We start from the raw sequence: 19,215 nt of genomic DNA, 5'->3' as shown, positions 1-19,215 counted from the left end.
GGCTGGTGGTCATGGTCCTATCTGGGAGCACCTCAATCGCCAGGTGAAGGCTCACGGACTCGTCAAACAGGGTCACCATGCGCTCCCGGCATCGGCGTGGGCAGCGGATGTGTCTCGCGGAGATCCGCGTACCGGAAAGCGATCCGGCGAGCGGCTCGATCGGGTTCCGTGGCTGGATGCCATGCATAGACAGCACAGCGGCGTTCGGCGTTCCATCCGGCTCGCCACCAGTAGGTGTGCCCATCGCACCACACGACAAGATCGACCCACAGGGACAGAAGCGCCACGCCGTCACCGTGGTGCGCGTCGCCGAGGATGCCCAGCGCCTCAAGCTCCCGCCTGAGCCACTCGATGGCCGTCCCGGCGGTCAGGCGACGGGGATATCGCCCATCACTCGCACCTTTATCGCTACTCACGGTCGGTGACATTATGACCGCGTAAAGGCAGCGACATCAGTGGCGTTGATACTTTGGCGAGGGGAGGAGCCAACCACGCAATGGCGGGTTACTTTGAGGCCATGGCCTACTCAGACCCGGCGGCGGAGAGTGTGGGAACCCGTGTGCGGCGCGCTCGTAAGCGCGCCGGCATCACCCAGAGCGAGCTGGCCCGGCGCGTCAAGCGCGCGCAGTCCTGGGTGTCCGGGATAGAGAACGACAGCATCCCGCTGGACTCCATCGCGCTGATCAACACCCTCGCCCGCACTCTGCGCGTGCACCCCAACGAGCTCACCGCACGTCCTTACCGAGGCGACACCCCGGGTGAGGACCGGGGACATTCGGCGATCTCCGAGATCCGCCGCCACCTGGAGCGCTACGACCTCGACCCGGAGTGGGGCGGCGAGGTGCGAGCACTGCCGGACCTGCGCGCGGCGGTCGAGCGTGTCCATTGGCTTCGGCGGGAGGTTCGTTACGCCGAGTTGGCGGACGAGGTCCCGGCGCTGCTCTCCGAGCTCCAAGCCGCGACGTACCTGTACGAGGGGGCTGACCGGAGCGCGGCCTTCGGTCTGCTCTCCTTCGCGTATCGAGCAGCCGACTCGGTCCTCTACAACCTGGGCTACGCCGACCTGGCCGTGATCACGGCCGACCGGATGCGCTGGGCGGGGGAGCGTGCGGGAGACTTCTACGGTGATGCTGTCTTCGCCTATCTGAGAGTGCGGAACTTATGGGCCAGCACCTCGTGGAACGACGCGCTGGCCGTACTGGACAAGGCAAGCGCGAACATCGAGCGCGAATACACTGCAGGACACCCCGAGGCGCTGGCCGTCTGGGGTGGGCTCCAGCTTCGCGCCGCAATCACCGCGGCCCGTAAGAACGACGCTGACGAGGCGTGGTCACGCCATCGGCTCGCGGCTGAAGCGGTCACCCGCCTTGGCGCTCGTCAGCAGACGAACTACTACCAGCTGTCCACCAACCAGCCCAACATCGACATCCACGGTGTCGCCATAGCCGTCGAACTGGGCGATGGGCCGGGAGCCGTGCAGCGAGCGCAGACGGTCCATCTTCCGAAGGGCCTGCAGGCCAGTCGCGCCGGGTACCACCATCTTGATTACGCCCGGGGGCTGCTGTGGTGCGGCAAGCGCGATGCCGCCGTGGCCGAGCTGGAACGTGCCGAGAAGATCGCCCCGATGCTCGTCCGCAATCACCCGATGGCTCAGCAAGCCGTACGGACCCTCCTGGATCTTGAGCGCTACAGCTACCGGGACCGCATCCGCCGCCTCGGCGTCCGCATGCATATCCTCTAACCAACAGCCCAGGTAGACCATAGAGTCAATCCTTGCGCGATCCGCAAGCCTGCATCACCCCGCGATAGCAGCGCGACGGAACAGGTCGGCGGGCATCTCTTCGTCGAGCCGCCACGTGACGGCCATGGGTTTCTCTCCCCGGTGTTCCACGTACCTAGCCGTGCCGTGGAAGACGAATGGTTCAGGATGGCGGTTCTCGTCTTCTTTACGTTCTCGAGTAAACAGCAGCACATGGCTGCCGTCTCGTTCGTGGTACTGGTAGCGGCGACCAGTGGTTGACTGCGCGCTCGTGCGATGTTGTGATTCCCAGTGGAACAGGTTAGGGGTGAGCGCGAAGTCTCGGTACATGGTCTGTGGCGAGAACTCCTTCTCGTTCTTTTGCAAGGTGACGAAGAGTGCATCGCACTGCGTGGCTGGGATCCACGCGACGCCTTCGCGCATAGTCGATGTCATGGCGCCCCCCAGCGCGGCCCAGCCTAGAGCTGCGAGGATCTCGTCTGCCGAATACCGGGCGTTGACCGCAAGGGGCACCTGGCTTAGTGGCTCAGGCAGAGATTTGGCGACGTGTCGGGGACGTTCTGCGCCGTAAGTGATCACCTGTCGAATCTCTTTGCGTAGCGCAGACTCGGCACGTAGCTGGGCGAGAGCCTCGTCGTAGGTAGCGAAGCCGCCACCGTCACGCCAGAAGGAGAAGAACAGCATACGAACGAAGGCTTGGTCGCGAGGGGAACACTGGGCGTAGAGCGGGCCGTCGGGCCGCAGCAGCCGTACGTACGCCTCTGCTCGCTGCTGATCGTCTACGTGGAGCAGGGCTCGCACGCGACGACCGAGCATCTCCTCCATGGGGGAAGCATCGTTTTTGATGATCCCAGCACGGCGCAGCAGGGAGGTCCAGTAGCGTCGGTTGCGGTAGACATCGTGGATATCGCGCCCGGAGGCTTCGAGGTAGTCGATAAGAGACGTCTCCGCGCAGGAGCGGATCTCCTGGGTGAGCGTGCTGACGGTGGCGCCGAGCTGGACTTGGAGTTCGGCGATCAGGCGATCCTTGGTAACCCGGTCCAGGACAATCTGACACCCCGGTGGTAGCAGCGGGAAGTCCTTATCCACTTCCTGCTTCAGGCGGCCTCGGGTGAACCCTGTTAGCGCATGGAACCGGTTGCCGAACCTGTACTCCTTGCGATGCTGCCCAACGAAATCGAGGACGGTCAGCACATCCTTGTTAGGCGTACGACGCAGCCCACGTCCAAGCTGCTGGAGAAACACCGTGGCGCTCTCAGTCGGACGCAGCAGGAGCAGAGTATTCACGTCGGGGATATCCAGACCCTCGTTGAACAGGTCCACCGCGAAGAGGAACGTGACCTTCCCGTCGCGCAGGGCTAGCAGAGCCGCCCTGCGTTCGGCAGGGTCGGTCGATCCATCCACGGCCAGCGACTTCAGGCCGGCCTTGGTGAAGAACTCGGCCATGAAATGCGCATGCCGTACCGAGACGCAGAAACCTAGGCCACGGACTGCTTGCAAGTCGCTGACCTTGTCCAGCAGTGCGTTGAAGACAAGGCGTGCCCGGTCGCTGTCGCCAGCAAGGGCCTCATCGAGTTCGCGACCGAGGTAAGCGCCGCGTGACCAGGCTACGTGACTGAGATCGGTCTCGTCATTGATCCCGAAATAATGGAACGGGCAGAGCAGGTCGGCGTCTAGCGCGTCCCACAGGCGCAGCTCGGAGGTGATGTGCCGGTCGAAAAATTCGTCTTGGACCCAGGTGCCATCGGCCCGTTCAGGGGTGGCGGTGAGACCGAGAAGCTCTTTCGGCTTGAGGTAGTCGATGATCCGGCGATAGGTGACGGCAGATGCATGGTGGAACTCGTCTATAACGACGACATTAAATTGATCCGCGGCAAAAATATCGATGCCGCGTGAATTGAGGGACTGGACGGAGGCAAACACATGCCGCCAGTGACGGGACTGGTCGTCCCCGACATGCAGTTCACCGAAGTCGGGGGCCGCGAGGACCTGCCGGTAGGTGCGTAGGGCCTGCTGCAGGATCTCTTTGCGATGCGCGACAAACAGCAGAGAAGGTTGTCGGCCTAGTCGCTCTTGCAGGTTACGGTAGTCAAAGGCGGCTACGACCGTCTTGCCAGTTCCGGTGGCAGCCACCAGTAGGTTGCGATGCCGGTCGTGTACGGTGCGTTCAACGTCGAGGTCTCCCAGCATCTCCCGCTGGTGTGGGAAGGGGTGGGGGACCAGCGCGGGGATGTCGAAGATCCGTTCACCTGATGTCGAACGAGACAAAGCCTCATCGAGCCGCTCGCTGTCCGTCGCCGGGTCATACGCCTCGAACTGCTGCCTGTTCCAATAGGAGTCGAAGGTGCCCTCGAACTTGTCCAGTAGTCGAGGAGTGGTCACTGAGGACAAACGGACGTTCCACTCCAAACCGTCCAGCAGAGCGGCACGCGACAGATTTGAACTACCGATGTATGCGGTATCGAAGCCGGTACGGCGGCGTAACAGCCAGGCTTTGGCGTGCAGACGAGTTGAGTTCTGTTCGTAGCTGATCCGGACCTCGGCGCCGAAATCGTTCACGAGCCGGTCCAGCGCTCGCCGCTCGGTTGCGCCCATGTAGGTGGTGGTGATGACGCGCAGTGAGACTCCGCGATCGCGCAACTCATCGAGCTGCTTCTCTAGGACACGGAGCCCGGACCATTTGACGAACGCGCACAACAGGTCTACCCGGTCGGCGCTGGCCAACTCAGTTGCCAGCTCATGAGCCAGGTTCGGATCCTCGCGGGCATTAGTAAGGAGCGTTGCCTCTGATAGTGAGGTCAATGGCCGCTTGGGAGGAAGCGTGCCAGGCGCGTCCTTGATGACTGACAACAGCCTGGTCGGGCCGTCTTCGATATGTTCGGGATTGGCCAGCCGCGCCAAGAGCTGGTTGGCCAGCTCTACCTGCTCGTCGGTGTTCTTGAGCGCAGCCATGGCCCGGGCTGCCGACTCCCCGATGAACCGGCCTAGCAGGTGAGCGACCTCTTCCCCGTCCACCTGGGAGACTTCGACCAGATGACCCGACGTACGCCAAAAAGCCACGCGTCGAGCGAGCTGGCTGGTGAGCAGAGAGTCGTACAGGCCCAGAACGGGTGCATCTTCCATGGCCTGGCGCCTCCTGCTCAAGTCGTCCGAGGAGGCAACCTCCTTGATCGGCGATCAGCGTAACTTCTCCACAGTAGTGATCAAAAAGGTTGAATGTCGTAGATCTCATGAGTTCTCGCGTCCAATGTGCCGAGCGCGGCGATGTTGCACGGATCCGAGATCGATTCACCCTTTCAACCATGGGAGATCAAACTGATCGGTCCCTGACCGCAGCGGACAGTCCATGATTACGGTGCTGAACCTGACTGGGCGCAGCGGAGAGGTGACGAAGGTATTGCGTGTAGCGCCTTGCCGTTGGCTCCTGCACCGGAGGGGCGGCCTGAGCTTCGGCGCGTTTGACTTCGGGCTCACCGGTGACGGCATTCCGGTGTTCCTGGAGTGCAACCCCAACGGCCAGTGGGGATGGCTGGAAGACGCCACCGGGCTGCCCATCGCCGCCGCCATCGCCGCTCTGCTCCTGGAGGACTCGACGTGACTACCCGCGAAACCCCCGGCCTCGCCGTACGGCTCCGCCGTACCCTCGCCGACCGGCTCGCCCGCACCGGTTCCCTACGTGACCCGGCCTGGCGGGACGCGGTCGAGGCCGTACCTCGTGAGCGGTTCCTCGGGTCGACGGTCGCCAGAGTCACCGCGGACGGCGAGTGGGAGGTGATCCACCGTGCGGAGGTCACCGGGGACGAGTGGCTCCACCTGGTCTACCGCGACGAGACCTGGGTGACGCAGATCGACGGGAGCATGGTCGAGGGCGCGCACGGCACTGTCTCCGGAGCGCCAACATCGTCGTCGACACTGCCCGGCCTGGTCGTGCTGATGCTGGAGGCCGCGGGGATCTCCGACGGAGACAAGGTGCTGGAGGTGGGCACTGGCACCGGCTACTCCACCGCGCTGATGTGCCACAGGCTCGGCTCCCACGCCGTGACCTCCGTCGAGTACGACCCGGTGGTGGCCGGCCGGGCCCGTGACGCGCTCACCGTGGCCGGGTACGCGCCGACGCTCGTGACCGGGGACGGCCTGCTGGGATATGACAAGAACGCCGAGTACGACCGGCTGATCGCCACCTGCTCGGTCCGTTCCATCCCGTTCTCGTGGATGTGGCAGGTCCGCGACGGTAGCACGATCACCGCGCCGATGTCCGGGTGGATGGGCGGGTCCGCGTTCGCGCACCTCATGCTCGGTGACGACGGCACCGCGAGCGGGCGGTTCCTGGGGGATGACATCTCCTTCATGACCGCCCGTCCCCACGGCCCGCCGCCGATGCCGTCCGCCTACCTCGTGACCGGGGATGCCAGGGAGAGCCGGGTGGATCCGGGGGTTCTGGACGATCCGGCCGGGCTGTTCGCCGCGCAGTTGGCCGCGCCGTCGGCGGTGAGGTTGGGCGGCGGTGACGAGGTCGTCCTGTGGGACGTGGCCACCGGTTCGCTGGCCGCCACCGGGCTCGATCCGCGAGGCGGGTGGACGGTCCGTCAACGCGGGCCGCTGCGGCTGTGGGACGCGGTCGAGCACGCCGTCGTGACCTGGCAGGCAGCCGGGTCTCCGCACCAGTCGGCGTACGGCCTCACAGTCACCGGGGAGCGTCAGTACGTCTGGCTGGGTGCCCCTGACGGGCCGAGCTGGGACCTTCCCGTCTGAAACCATGTAGTTCAGGTTCGCACCGGGCGCCTTCAGGGTGTCCGTCTTCGCGGGTTTCATGGCTGTTCCCTCTGGGCGTCGTCGTCCGCCTTGGTTCATCTGGTTTCAGAAGAATCGGAGCAACGGACACATCATCGACATCCGACCCGAAAAATATCGGGAAATATCATGCTCCAGCGGCACCTATCGGTCTGGAACAGCAAGTGGGTGCAGGCCGGTCCCCTACCAGTTCACGCCGGGCCATCAGCGGCATTCGACATGGTCCCGGGTCACCACCGATACGCCTGCAACCAGGCACCACAGGGTCAGTTTTCAGGCAGCATCGATAGTGGTGACTGATTCCTCGGTTTCGGGCGAACAATGAGCAGTCCGTCTATATCCTCGATCAAGCGACTTCCAGGATTGGCTAAAACGATTGAGGCAAGATGGTCTCTGTGCGAGAGCAGGAGCAGAACGCTCTGCAGGGTGACTTCGGGGAGGCATGGCTTGAGGTGGTCGCTGCAGGCTGTGGTCTGCTACATGGGCGACCTGCCAGCCTGGACCTGCAGAAGGCAGACGTACAGCTTTTTCTCCGGGGTGTTGAGCAGGGCACATACAACCCGGCTGTTCTCGTTCAGGTCAAGACCACAGTAGATCTCCGCCAACTGTCCGATGGGGACTACAGCTACGACTTAGACATTGAAACCTATGATGTGTTGAGGCGAGATGATCACTCGGTGCGGCGAGTACTCGCTGTCATCGGTGTATCGAAGGATGGTGAGAACGTGCGCCTCCACGCCGATGGAACGCTTCTGGTCGGGCACGGGGCATGGGTCTCGTTAGAGGGACTGCCAACGTCCGACAACGCCAAGACTCAAGTCGTACGTCTCCCGGCCTGCAACACCTTGGACCACCAAGGGCTCCGCCTGATGCTGAGAACCTACGGAGTCCGCAGGTCTACCCCCGTGCCAGATGTTGACGCATGGGGGCTATCGTGAACGGTTCGGGCGATATTCCTGGGGAGGGAACTATGACAGTCCCCGGACTGGCTGCCTTCGTTGATTATCTACAAGGTGCGGGTTGGGCGCTCGATGACAACGACGGTCGGACTATGCTGTGGCGGCCTCATTCGCCCGATACGGAAACAAATATGCAGCTCGTTCTTCCGGTGAGTCAAGAAGTTCGCGACTATGCCGAGCGCATAAATGAAGCGTTGAGAACGCTGGCCTATGTGGAGCGGCGCCTTCCGCAGGAAATAGCCACGGACATGAGTTTTGGTGGTGCGGATAATGTGTCTGTACGCTTGACTCCAAACACTCCGGCCGGAGAGGCTCCGTTGCTTCTGGCGCATTCCGCCATATCTGCGCTACGGAACTATGTGGTTGCGTCGGCTACGGCTCTGGATGCCAACTCACTGGTGTTGCCTCCCCGGCGCCCGCCACGAGCGGAATTATATGCCGCTCAAACTCGAATCTCTACGCAGCCAGGAAGCTTCGTCCTCTCTCTGGCCCTCCCATTGGTAGACACGTATACGGAAACGTCAACGACGCCGGTAATCGGTCAGGAGTCTTTGCTCGAGGTGCCTTCTCGACCTTTTGGCCGTAAAGTGACGAGCAGAATGCTCGCTGCGGCCCAAAGGGCTCAACGCCTCGCGGTGGAAGTCGGTGAAGGGGATAAGCCGCTGTCGTCCTTCGGGCAACCCGGTCAAGAGGTCGCCAATGCCACCGAACTGGAGGCATTGAGCTCCCTGGGAGGGCCGGATCATGATGTTTATCAGATCCGTTTTTCCCAGTCGCCACTCGCCTTGGGACATCGCGAACCTGCACGTTTGAAGATCACGCCTAGCCAGCAGAGAATTTTGGGCGAAGCCGCGGACTTCTTGCGAACAAGGCAGCCAAGGGCTGGCGTCACAGTTATCGGTTTAGTCGTCCGCCTGTTCCGAGAGGGGAAGTTCGGCAAGGGGGAGGTGGTTATACAGGGAGTCGACGACGACACAGGTAATGCGCGAAGGTTCCGCGTTGAGTTGGATGAATCTGAATACAAGCTGGCAGTGCGAGCACATGGAACCGGCCTCGAAGTCACTGCTACCGGCGATCTTGATATCCGTGGAACGCGCCGCTCGCTACGTCGGTTGACCTCCTTCTCGGTGCTGCCTGGAATTGAGGACGATTAGGGGTTCCAGTACTGCATTCTTAGTTCTTGAGGTAGTGGGTCGCTGTGTCTTCGGTAGTGGCTGATGATTGTGCGGACCCTGATTCAGGGCCGGGCGAAGAAGAACGGCCCGTTCAGGGGTGGCGCCTTCTGTTGACGCACTTGAGAACGGAATGCAGAGGCAGATCGGCTTCTTGACGAGGCCGGCTCCTCGCGTGTGTCTGGGAGTGCGAGGAGCCTATGGAGACCGTCCGGAGAGTGGTCCAGGCCGTCAAAGGTGGGTAGATCTGGGCTTCGATATGCTCGGACGGTGAGCTCCGCGAGAACGCTTGTGCTGTGGGACATCGATCACACGTTGGTCAGCATTGACGGGATCGGCAAGGACATCTACGCCGAGGCCTTCCGTCTGGTCACCGGGCAGCCGATGGAGCGGGTCGCGGCCATGGCGGGGCGGACCGATTGGGCGATCACGGTGGAGACGCTCCGAATGCACGGCGTCGAGGTGTCGGATCGGCTGCTGGACTCCTTCGGGGTGGCCCTCGCCGAGGCGTTCGTCGTTCACGAGGCGGCGATCTCGGGGCGGGGCAGGGTCCTGGCCGGAGTACGCGAGGTGCTCGATGTGCTGGCGGGCCGGGCCGATGTGATCCAGTCGGTGCTCACCGGGAACATGGAGCCTCTCGCGATCGGCAAGCTCAGGGCGTTCGGGCTGGAGCACTTCGTGGACTTCGAGGTGGGCGCCTACGGGATGGACCACGAGGACCGTGCCGTGCTGGTGGGCATGGCGCAGAAGCGTGCCGCCCAGAAGTACGGGGAATCCTTCACCACGCACAACACCGTGCTGGTCGGGGACACGCCGAACGACATCCTCGCCGGCCACCTGGGCGGAGCGAGGGTGGTCGCCGTCGCCACCGGCTCCAGCGATGTCCGCGCGCTGAAGGAGGCCGGTGCCGATCTGGTGCTGGAGGACCTCACCGACACGGACGCCGTCGTGCGGGCCGTACTCGTCGCGGCGGATGGGTAGCGCTCGTGACAAAGGCCTATTTCCGAGGCCTCCTCGGAGGGTAGTCGCGGTAGATCACGGGATTCTTCTCGGCTCCGGGGAACACCATGATCAGTAATTGGACTGTGCCGTCAGGGGCGTCGATGTGCTCCTGCGCGGTCTTGCGCCCGCGGACGTGGACGCGGACCCGGTAGCTTCCCGGTCCACCGGCGGCGAGATTGGGAAGCCGTCCGCCCTCGCCGTCCACGATGACCATGACTCCCTTCGCGGTCTCGTAGCCGACCTCGACGACCTGCTCCCACCCCCGGGTCTCCACCGGCGGACGGCGCCGGTAGGCCTCGCCCGTCACGCACGCGTGGCCGATCTCGTCCGCCGCCCAGATGTTCAGCGCGCCGGGCCCGCTTCCGACCAGGTCGGCGATCATGTCACCGACCTCCCCGCCCTCGCTCCCCTCGTCCCACGCGTTGATGTGCCAGAACTCCGTCCACATGGTCGCGCGGACCTGTCGCACCGGCTTGATCCTCGGCCGGTGGCGGGGGTGAGCGGCACAGCTCTTCTCCGCCGCCGCGATGAAGGCGTCGTTCTCCGCCTGCCTTTGCCGCTCTCTTTCCTGCTCCACCTCGGCCACCTTGGGACACAGCCTCGTCAGTGGCCCCACCAGTGAGTTCATCTCACCGATCACTTTCGACACGGCGGGTGCGTTGATGTCGCCCCCGTTCCGTACGGCCAGCTCGCACAGATGGCGGCCGTACGCGAGAAGCTCGCGGTCCGGCAGGTCCGCCAGCTGGGGCACGCCTTCACCGAATGCGCCATCCCGGATCCCGCACAGGAATCCCTTCTCGCGTCCGTCGAGCTCGGATGCGACGCCGTCGCCGAATCCGGCGCAGTCGAGTGTCTGCGAGTCGCTCACCTTCCCGGCCGCGGTGTCGGCCACCGCGCCGATGATGATCATGATCGCGAGCGACACCGCGGTCCCCGTACGGGCGAGGCGGCCTCTCCGGGAGGGGCCCGGAGTGCGGACGGCGAGGAGCACGAGGGCCACGGGGACCAGGTAGTAGAGGTCCATCGTGATGCCCCAGCCCGTCACCTCCAGCGGCCCCCAGCTCTCCATGCACCTGCGATCGGCGGACGCGTCGAGCATGAACAGCAGCGGGGAGGGGAGGTGGCGGACGATCATCACTGTGACGGCGGAGTGGGCGAGGATCCGGCCGAGCCGGGGGCGGCCGGTCCGCTCGCTCAGCAGCCGTCCTCCCCAGGCGAGGGCGATCAGTGGTGCGGACCCGAACCACAGAAGAGGGAAATCCCAGACCGGGTCGAGCAGCGACTGCAGCTGAGAGTCGACCTCGTAACCCGTGCACCGTCCCCAGGAGACCCAGCTGAAAAAGACGCCGCCCTCCGCGCCGGACCACATCGGCGCGACCCGGAAATAGATGTCGGGGGCCACGGTGGTCAGGATCGCCGCCGCCCAGAGAATTGATGATCTTTTGGGCACGAGACGGAAGGCTATAGGGCCTTTATCGCGTCTATTACGGCAACGACGGGTTGTGATGGGATCTTCATTTGTGGTGGCCGATGCGGGCTTCTCGGCGCTGCCGCCCCGCATCGGCTCGGGGAAGCTGTCTCACATCGGCTCGGCGCTGCCGCCTCACATTGGCTCGGGAAAGCCGCCTCACATCGGCTCGGGTGAGCCGGCTGCCGCGGCCCGGGTGTCGACGAGGCGGACCAGCTCCGGAAGAGCCGTGCCCAATGGAGCGTCGACGGCGAGGGCCGCGTATTTGTCGCCGCGGGTCGGGCCCTGGTTGACGATCGCCACGGGGATGCCGAGTTTCGCGGCGTGCAGGACGAACCGGCGGCCTGACATCACCGTCAACGACGACCCGAGAACCAGGAGCAGGCGCGCTCTCTCCACGAGGGCGAAGCACTCGCGCACGCGCTCCGCCGGGACGGTCTCCCCGAAGAAGACCACGTCGGGCTTCAACACCCCTCCGTCGCACGCCCGGCATCCGACCACCTGGAACCCGTCGACCTCCTCATCCCCCAGCTCGACGTCACCGTCCGGGTTGACCGTGGTGGCCCGGGCGCCGAAGTAGGGGTTGGCCCGGGTCAGGCGCTGGTCCAGCTCCTCCCGCGGGCTGGAGTCGCCGCAGTCCAGGCAGATCACGTGGTGCAGGCTGCCGTGCAGTTCGACGACCGCCCGGGCGCCGCCCGCCTGGTGCAGGCCGTCGACGTTCTGCGTCACGACGCCGGCCACCAGGCCCAGCCGTTGGAGGTGCGCGACCGCGTGGTGGCCGCTGTTCGGCGTAGCCCGGGTCATCGCCCGCCATCCGACATAGCTACGGGCCCAGTAACGACGCCTGGCCGCCGGGTCGCCGACGAACGTCTGGTAGGTCATCGGGGTGTGCCGGCGCGAGGCCCCGCTCGGCCCCCGGTAGTCGGGGATCCCCGACTCCGTCGACAGCCCGGCCCCGCTGAGCACCACGACCTCGCCCGCGGCCAGCAGCTTCGCCAGCATGCTCGTACCCTCGTTCACCCCTCCATGCTGCCCCACCACGTGTGCGGGGCGCTCTCCGGCCGCCGTCGAGCACCACGTGTGCGGGGCGGTCTTCGGCCGCCGTCGAGCCGCGCTGCCCCGACCTCTCCGGGGCCGGGTCAGGCATCGGCAGGCCGGGGATCGCAGGCCCGGCTACCCGTGCTCGGCGAGCCAGGCCTGTAGCTCGCGGTGCCGGAACTGGTAGCCGGTACCCGCCACCCGCAGGAGCCCCGCCTGGCACGCCCATTGGCAGAACGCGGCGAACCGCCAGGGCAGCCGCCCGCGCAGGGCGGCGAGCATGATGCCGATCACGTAGTACGCGCCGCTGCTGCCCACGGTGAGCCCGCCCACGAACGCCAATACGAGCCCACCCACGAGCCCGGACCAGAGTCCGATTTCAAGATCGACCCGGAGTCCCATCGGAGGATCGACCACGGCCCCTAGCGCGACCATGAGCCCGAAGCCCACCGCGATCGTGATCACCTCTGACAGGCGATCATCGTCTCTGCTCTCGCCTGGGGGGCTGATGAATCCCTGCGCGGACGTCAAGGAGGTGAGCATGACGAATATGAGCCCGAATATGAATCCGAACGGCCCTCCCACGAGCCCTCCCATGATCCCGAGCACGAGACCGGACGCCAGACCGAACACGAGATCGCGGTGGACGGCCTGCCGAGGGGAGACGAGATCGGCTGACGGGTTCCACGACCCCCGACCGCCCATGAGTCCGAACACGAGCCCGCCGACGGGCCCTCCCACGAGCCCGAAGACGGCCATCACCACGAGCTCGGTCCGTACGGTGCCGAACACGCTTCCGATCGCGGCCAAGCCCACGATCAGGAGTCCGCTCATGAGACCGCCCCCGAGGCCGGCCTGGAGTGCGGGGGCGGAGATGTTCCGCATGGTGACGTGAGGTGCGGGCCATTCGGCGTGGGAGAGGAGGAGGGGGAGGGACGTCATCCCGAGGACGGCACCCATCACCCAGCGAGGGGTCTCGTCAGGCCAAGGGGCGGGCGGGAACGGGATGAGGACGGGGGCGGCGACGGCGACGATGCCGACGAGCAGCGCCGTGGTGTGCAGCAGGCGGGTCAGGTGGCGGCCGCCGATCGGCCACAGCAGATGCGGGACGATGTCGACCTCGGACATGCCGCTGGGGGCGGGGTGGTGCTGCAGATAGCCGGCCTGCCAGCGCAGGTGCCGGGCCAGCGCGGTGAGCCACCGCTCCACCTGCTCAGGGGTGTAGGAGCTACGGCCGCGGGGGGTCAGCGCGGTCGCGGCCGGGATGAAATTGGCCAGCATGCCGCTCTCCAGCCGCTGCCGGGTCTGGGCCGCCGTCTCCGTGCTGTGGTGATCGGTATGCGGGACGAGCTGGGCGGCCTGGCCGGGGTCGTGGTCGATGGCGCTGGTGGCCAGTATCAGCCGCCAGGGCGTGGACAGGAACTCCCGCACGCCCGCATGCCCGGGATGATCGATCCGGTCCAGTACGGCTTGCCAGGCGTGATGCTGGCGGGGCTGGTAGCGGTAGCGCCTGTGCAGGTAGTCGGTGACCTGCTGAACGGTGAGCGGCTGGATGGTGATCTGGCGGGCGTGTTCGAGCAGCAGGCCGCGTTCGAGCAACTGGGTGTGGCGGTCCGGACGGGTGGTCACCACCACCGGGCCGAACACCGCGCCGGTGTAGAAGCGGTTGAGTTCTTCGATCAACGCGGCTGCCCGCACCGGTGCGGCGTCCCGCTTTTCCAGGACGTCCCCCCGTTTTTCCAGGGCGTCTCCCTGGTTCTCCAGGGCGTCCCCCTGGCCGCCCGGCGCCGGGTCACTGCCGGGGGCCGGGCTCCCGCCGCCGGTCTGGACGGGATCGGGGTCCATCTCGTCCAGACCGTCCAGGATCGGGAGGACGGCGTGCTCGGCGACCAGACGCGCGGCCTCCTGACGGGACATGGCGTAGCCGAGGACGAGCTGGTCGGCCAGCCAGTCGGCCGGCGGCCGGCCGGTGGGCCAGGAGGCGGCGCTCAGGCGGACCGCGACCGGTCCGCCGGCGGCGGGGTCGTCGAGGATGGCCTGGTTCAGGTCGATCACCAGTTGGATCGCCAGCATCGTCTTGCCCGATCCCCGCTCCCCGACGATGATCAGACGCTGGTCGGGCAGGGCCGAGAAGTAACCGGCGACGCCGGCCGGGGTGCCCTGTCCGGCGGGTGGTCCGCCGGCGTCGCCCCCGGCCGGGACGGGATCGGTCTCCTGCCAGAACAGCAGCCCCGCCGCCTTCTTCGACACCCATCTCGCCACCGCGCTGCCCTCTGGCTCCCGGCCGTCGCCGTCACGGCCGCGATCAGCGCCGTAGCCGGCGGCCGCGGGATCGGTGTCGTCGAAGGACAGGTCGGCGGCGATGACACCACGCAGCAGTGCGGCCCGCACCTGGCATTCCTGCTGATGGACCTGGCGGGCCAGAGCCACCCGCACCGGCTCCGGCACGGTGGAGCGGCGAGCGGTGACGGAGGGCACCACGATGCTCACCACAGCCAGCGGGAGGCCGATGATCTGGCTGATGTTCGCCACGGTGGCGAGCCAATCGGGACCTCCCGCGGCGACGATGAGGTAGATCGATCCGCTCAGGAGGATCGTGAGCCCGAGCGAGATCAGCCCCAGCCGTGTGGACGCCCGCGACCGCCGCCACAGATTCCGCATGATCGTATGATGATGCGTTCCGCTCCGGCCCGGGATCGAAACGTCTCATTGTGGTTCACGTGTGACACGCTGCCGCGCGGGCGCGTCAGCGGCGGATCCGGTCGGCGTAGGCGCGCAACCGGGCCGCAGCCTCGGCCAGGTCGGCGGAGGCCACCGTACAGGCGGCGATGTGGGCGTTCACGGTCTCCCGCAGCCACTCCGGCGTGGCGCCCTCACCGTCCAGCCGGACGCCGATCTCCCGTAGGCGTTCGGCGCATTCGGCGAGCACGCGGGCGTCGGACCGCAGGACTCCCGCGTGGGCGGCGATCGCTTCGGGGACGGCGGGCATCCGAATACTCCTTCGGCTCAGATGGTCGGGGACGCCGGTCAGGTGGTCCATACGAGGACGTCGGTCAGGTGGTCCGTACGGGGACGCCGGCGGCGCGGAGTGTCTGGTGGGCGACGGTGGACAGGCACAGCAGCGGGCGGGCGCCGTCGAGGCCCAGCTCTCGCAGGTGCCGGGCCATGGGGTGAGCCGTCTGCCCGACGGCCAGCCGTGCCCGTGGCGCGGGATGCGCCCGTCCCCGGCCGCGTGCCTCGACGCAGGACCGCAGCGTGGTGCCCTCGCGGCGGGAGTAGCCGACCAGGTCCCAGGCCTCGGCGGGGATCCCAGGGCCGAGGGGGCCGCGGAAGGTGAGGAGCGTGCCGTCCGGGCCGCCGGCCACGACGCGGGCGGACCTCGCCGTGACTGCGACGTCCAGGGCCGCGACGGACGGCTCGCAGCCCCAGATCTCCGGCGCCACGGCTGACACGGTGTCCGTGTCGACCACGGAGTCGAGGAGAAAGCTGCCGGAGCGCCTGCGGTCCGCTCTCCGGACGAGATCCGGCCAGACCCGGAACGGCCGCGGCCGCCACGGATCGTGCACGACGATCCCGAGCTGGACCTCACGGTAGCCGCCCAGGCTGGTCCGCCGGTTCCAGAACGCGTGGACGGCGACGAGGGCACGCCCCGCGACCTGGACGGCGGGCCCGAGCCCGGTCCCCTCCAGCAGGGACGCCGCCACGCCCGGGTCCGCGGCGAAGTAGGCCGTGAGGGCGGACCCGTCCTGGCATCTGACCGGCAGTTCGAGCGTCCCCCGCGAGGTCACCGCCGGATAGGTCGGCACGGTGAGGAAGGGGAAGCCCTCGGGGTGGGGGTCGCGGTCGAACAGCAGATAGGCCTGCGAGCGGGTGACCGGGCCCCGGTACGGCGTGAGCTGACGGTCGATCCGGTCGCGGGCCTCGGGCAGGTCGTCGGCGATGTTGGCGGTGTAGTGCTCGATGCTGTGGCAGATCGGGAACAGATGGGTCGAGTCGAAGTAGTCGACCACGTACCAGCCGGGATGCAGGTCGAAGCAGCCGCCCGCGCCCTGCCCGTCCAGGGTGGGGATGATGTCGTGCTGGTTGGTGACGCTGGCGATCCACGTCCGCGGGTCGGCGGGTCTCTTGAAGTCGACCGGCGAACCGACGGCCACGGCGTGGGTGACGGTGTAGCGGGCGCAGAATCCCGGGTCCTGCGCCAGGTTCATGATCGCCGCACCGCCCGCGCTGTGCCCGATCAGGGCGATCTCGGCTCCCGGCGGGATGCCGAAGTCGTCGACGGCCTTGATCAGCGCGCGGCTGTAGGGGCCGCTGTCCAGTACGGCGCTGCTGAAGGCGCCGAGCAGATCCTGCGGCGAGTCGTTGTCGGGCCGGCCGGACCGCATGCCGGGCACCTGGACGACGTGGCGCACCACCCCGTCCGGGCCCGCCACACTCTGGATGAGCATCCGCCCGGTCGTGCCGACGGCGCCGATGTTGCGGAGGAAGCCGAGCAACGACCCCTCCGAGCTCAGCCGCGCGGACTCGGCCGGGTCCAGCTCCAGCCGGCGCGCGCCGCCCTCTCCCGTGTCGAGGACCGCTACGGCCCGGTTGCTCAGGCCGATGATCGGATCGGCGCTGGCGTACCCCTTCCCGGTCGCGATCAGCCAGGCGGCGGTGTCGTTGAGCGGGTTCTCGTCCAGCAGGGCCCGCAGGGCGAGGACCTCGCCGAAGACCGGGGCGAGCTCACTGAGCGTGCGTACGGCGCCGCGGTCCTTCAACAGGGCGCGCAGTGCCCGGACCGACTCGATGTCGCGGTCGGCGCCGACCGCTCCGATGAGCCTGCCCAGCAGAGGGTCGTCGGCCAGCTCCGGATGGTCCAGGGTCACGGCGGTGATCCGCAACCGCAGCGAGGTCGCCAGGATGAGGACGGCCAGGCTCTCCACGCCGGTCATGCCGCCGAGCTTGGCCGCGAGACCGCCCAGCCGTCCGCCGGCGACCGCGTATCCGAGCCCCCTCCGATCCGTCACCGCGCGGAGCAGGGCGCGCTGGGCCCGGTATCCCTCCGCCGGGGCGTACGGCAGGGCGCCGAGCACGGCGCCGTCGGTGAGCGCCGCCGTGGCGTGGACGGACGCCTCCCGGATCGCCACCCCGATCTCGGACAGCTCCCGGGCTGCGGCGCGCAGCAGCTTCGCGTCCGCGGCCGGGGCACCTTCGGCCAGGGCGCCCTGGGCGGGGGAACCTCCGGCCGGGGTGTCGCCGGCCGGGGTCTCTCCGGACGGGGCGCTCGCGGCGGGGGGACCTCCGGCCGGGGCGCCTTCGGCTGTGGTGTCCCCGGCCAGAGCGCCTTCGGCGGGGAGATCCCCGGCCGGGGCGCCTTCGGCCGCGGCGTCTCCGGACGGGTCGCCCTCCCCGCGGGCGTCGGAGCGGGGGCGGGTCCCGGAGGCATCCGCGCCGCTCACCGCGCTCCCTGCCGGGTCATGCTCACGAAACGCGGTCGCGGGTCCTCCGGGACGTTGCGGTGGAGCACGTCCGACAGTGTTCGCGTGGTGGCGATGACCTTCATCCCGTGCGGGGAGAAGGTCGCGGCGTTGAACACCCGCGACGCCAGCAGCGGATTGGTCAGCGCCTGCGAGAAGGCGTCAATGGCGATGATCTTCGTCAGGAGCGGCGGCAGCATGGCGTTCGGGGCGCCCGGCTCCTCGGCGAACAGGCCGACGTACAGATCCAGGTCGTCCACGTTCCGGTAGAGCTCGCCGAGCGCCTCGCTCACCCTCGCGTCACCGGAGACCTGGTCGAAGCGGCGCACGCGGGGGAAGCGGCAGTGCTCACGGTAGCTGTTGTAGGGGGCCAGCTTCAGGGCCCGCGATTCGGCGACGCTGGCCACGTCGACCGCCCGCAGCACGGGGTCGGTGTTGAACAGGCCGATGCGCCCCGCGCGCTGCCGGGAGGCGTCCTCGAAGAGCCGGCCCAGGCCCGGCCCGGGGATGAGCGCTCCACCGACCAGGGTCTCCGCCATCGGAAGCTCCCGGTCGCCCACGGCCAGTTTGGAGGGGATCAGGCTGTGCCAGCGGTAGACGAGGTTGAACTCCGCCGAGGCCCAGTTCTCCCGGTGCCAGGGCGCGCGGGCCAGCATGGTGGAGAGCCGCGGATCCAGGGCGAAGCGGAAGTGGTAGGGCGTGATGTGGTTGATGTACTCCTCCACCACCAGTTTGATGAGGAGCACGATGAGGATGTTGCGCGCCGTCTGGAACAGGCGCTCGTCGTCCCAGCGCGGATAGTGGCCTGCCAGCAGGCGCGCCACCCTGTTGTGCTCGCGCAGGAACAGCACCGTGAGCATGGTGAAACCGAGCTGGATGTTGCCGCGGTCGCTGCCCGTCGCGAACAGGGTGTCGCGCTGCGCGTCGGTGAGCTCGTCGAAACGGATCACGCTCAGCGCGGAGAACTCGTCTTTGATCTTGCCGTTCTCGCAGAGCTTGGGAGGGAACTCCGCGCCGTTGACGAGCCGGCTCTTGAGCAGTCCGCCGTCGAACGTCCGGAGGGCGGCGGTCGCCGCCTCGTCGAGCCCGTAGAGCTGGTTCAGGTCGATGTGGTGGTTCGAGCTGTTCTTACGCGGATCCCTGGGGACGTGGGTGTCGCCGCGGAGGAACCCGTCGGTGAACCACTGGGCGAAGTAGGCGAACAGCACGGTGGACCGGGGACACGGGATCATGGCGTCACCCCGGGTGAACAGGTCGGCGGCCTGTTCGGGGGTGGGCCGGCCGCCCTCGGGTCCGGAGACCGGCGGCATGTGACGCCCGCTGAACGTCCGATCGGTCAGCGAGGCCCACGAGGTGTAGTCGGCCATGGTGCTCAGCGGCTCGGGCCGTGGTGGCATCTCGCGGACCGCGTGGTCGATCAGCGAGGCGTTGAGGTGCCGCCGTACGGGCTGGACGCGCTGGGCGAGGTCCCACAGCGGACGTCCGCTGGTCAGGGCCAGGAACCTGAGGCGGTTGGCGGCGCCGTCGGTCGCGATGCTTCGCGCCCGCGCTCTGCTGGGTGCCACCG

13 protein-coding genes are annotated in these 19,215 nt (G+C 67.2%); 6 read left to right on the top strand and 7 right to left on the bottom strand.

From position 1 onward, the window contains the following. Positions 1-559: 559 nt before the first annotated feature. On the top strand, positions 560-1,741 hold the full coding sequence (locus SROS_RS42275) for a helix-turn-helix domain-containing protein (protein ID WP_245564484.1): 1,182 nt from the start codon (positions 560-562) through the stop codon (positions 1,739-1,741). Positions 1,742-1,795: 54 nt separating this feature from the next. Here SROS_RS42275 and SROS_RS42270 read toward each other — a convergent pair whose 3' ends face one another. Next, on the bottom strand, positions 1,796-4,882 hold the full coding sequence (locus tag SROS_RS42270) for a DEAD/DEAH box helicase (RefSeq protein ID WP_012895118.1): 3,087 nt from the start codon (positions 4,880-4,882) through the stop codon (positions 1,796-1,798). Between the two features lie 223 nt (positions 4,883-5,105). Here SROS_RS42270 and SROS_RS52500 point away from each other — a divergent pair, with 223 nt between their 5' ends. The 5 genes from SROS_RS52500 to SROS_RS42255 all read left to right on the top strand — a co-directional run bounded on the left by SROS_RS52500 (position 5,106) and on the right by SROS_RS42255 (position 9,662). After that, positions 5,106-5,357, top strand: coding sequence for a hypothetical protein (locus SROS_RS52500; protein WP_052317154.1), 252 nt, complete (start codon positions 5,106-5,108; stop codon positions 5,355-5,357). After that, on the top strand, positions 5,354-6,511 hold the full coding sequence (gene tgmC / locus SROS_RS42260) for an ATP-grasp peptide maturase system methyltransferase (RefSeq protein ID WP_012895117.1): 1,158 nt from the start codon (positions 5,354-5,356) through the stop codon (positions 6,509-6,511). The genes SROS_RS52500 and tgmC overlap by 4 nt, the downstream gene beginning before the upstream one ends. Before the next feature lie 425 nt (positions 6,512-6,936). After that, entirely contained in the window at positions 6,937-7,488 is a 552-nt protein-coding gene (locus SROS_RS48410) for a DUF4365 domain-containing protein (protein ID WP_012895116.1), read from the top strand. A 32-nt stretch (positions 7,489-7,520) separates the two neighbouring features. Continuing rightward, on the top strand, positions 7,521-8,663 hold the full coding sequence (locus tag SROS_RS48405; RefSeq protein WP_012895115.1) for a hypothetical protein: 1,143 nt from the start codon (positions 7,521-7,523) through the stop codon (positions 8,661-8,663). 288 nt (positions 8,664-8,951) lie between these two features. Then, entirely contained in the window at positions 8,952-9,662 is a 711-nt protein-coding gene (locus SROS_RS42255; RefSeq protein ID WP_169369501.1) for an HAD hydrolase-like protein, read from the top strand. Positions 9,663-9,678: 16 nt separating this feature from the next. Here SROS_RS42255 and SROS_RS42250 read toward each other — a convergent pair whose 3' ends face one another. The 6 genes from SROS_RS42250 to SROS_RS42225 all read right to left on the bottom strand — a co-directional run bounded on the left by SROS_RS42250 (position 9,679) and on the right by SROS_RS42225 (position 19,213). Beyond that, positions 9,679-11,133 carry a hypothetical protein gene (locus tag SROS_RS42250; protein ID WP_012895113.1) on the bottom strand — a complete coding sequence of 485 codons (1,455 nt, stop codon included), beginning with the start codon at positions 11,131-11,133 and terminating at the stop codon, positions 9,679-9,681. A 177-nt stretch (positions 11,134-11,310) separates the two neighbouring features. After that, positions 11,311-12,153 (bottom strand): NAD-dependent protein deacetylase, encoded by an 843-nt coding sequence (locus SROS_RS42245; RefSeq protein WP_086012441.1) that lies wholly within the window; start codon positions 12,151-12,153, stop codon positions 11,311-11,313. Between the two features lie 171 nt (positions 12,154-12,324). After that, on the bottom strand, positions 12,325-14,850 hold the full coding sequence (locus SROS_RS42240; RefSeq protein WP_012895111.1) for an NACHT domain-containing protein: 2,526 nt from the start codon (positions 14,848-14,850) through the stop codon (positions 12,325-12,327). Positions 14,851-14,935: 85 nt separating this feature from the next. Further along, positions 14,936-15,178 carry a hypothetical protein gene (locus SROS_RS42235; protein WP_012895110.1) on the bottom strand — a complete coding sequence of 81 codons (243 nt, stop codon included), beginning with the start codon at positions 15,176-15,178 and terminating at the stop codon, positions 14,936-14,938. A gap of 64 nt (positions 15,179-15,242) precedes the next feature. Beyond that, on the bottom strand, positions 15,243-17,630 hold the full coding sequence (locus SROS_RS42230) for an alpha/beta hydrolase family protein (protein WP_012895109.1): 2,388 nt from the start codon (positions 17,628-17,630) through the stop codon (positions 15,243-15,245). Beyond that, on the bottom strand, positions 17,627-19,213 hold the full coding sequence (locus tag SROS_RS42225) for a peroxidase family protein (protein WP_012895108.1): 1,587 nt from the start codon (positions 19,211-19,213) through the stop codon (positions 17,627-17,629). The genes SROS_RS42230 and SROS_RS42225 overlap by 4 nt, the downstream gene beginning before the upstream one ends. Positions 19,214-19,215: the final 2 nt, after the last annotated feature.

It is taken from the genome of Streptosporangium roseum DSM 43021 (assembly GCF_000024865.1).
Lineage (GTDB): Bacteria > Actinomycetota > Actinomycetes > Streptosporangiales > Streptosporangiaceae > Streptosporangium > Streptosporangium roseum.
This window is presented reverse-complemented; position numbering and strand designations above follow the sequence as displayed.

Bases quoted from the DNA above. Each gene is read 5' to 3' on its own strand.
- SROS_RS42270 (WP_012895118.1), bottom strand. From the start codon at position 4,882: ATGGAAGATGCACCCGTTCTGGGCCTGTACGACTCTCTGCTCACCAGC.
- SROS_RS52500 (WP_052317154.1), top strand. From the start codon at position 5,106: ATGATTACGGTGCTGAACCTGACTGGGCGCAGCGGAGAGGTGACGAAG.
- SROS_RS48410 (WP_012895116.1), top strand. From the start codon at position 6,937: ATGGTCTCTGTGCGAGAGCAGGAGCAGAACGCTCTGCAGGGTGACTTC.
- SROS_RS48405 (WP_012895115.1), top strand. From the start codon at position 7,521: ATGACAGTCCCCGGACTGGCTGCCTTCGTTGATTATCTACAAGGTGCG.
- SROS_RS42245 (WP_086012441.1), bottom strand. From the start codon at position 12,153: ATGCTGGCGAAGCTGCTGGCCGCGGGCGAGGTCGTGGTGCTCAGCGGG.
- SROS_RS42240 (WP_012895111.1), bottom strand. From the start codon at position 14,850: ATGCGGAATCTGTGGCGGCGGTCGCGGGCGTCCACACGGCTGGGGCTG.
- SROS_RS42235 (WP_012895110.1), bottom strand. From the start codon at position 15,178: ATGCCCGCCGTCCCCGAAGCGATCGCCGCCCACGCGGGAGTCCTGCGG.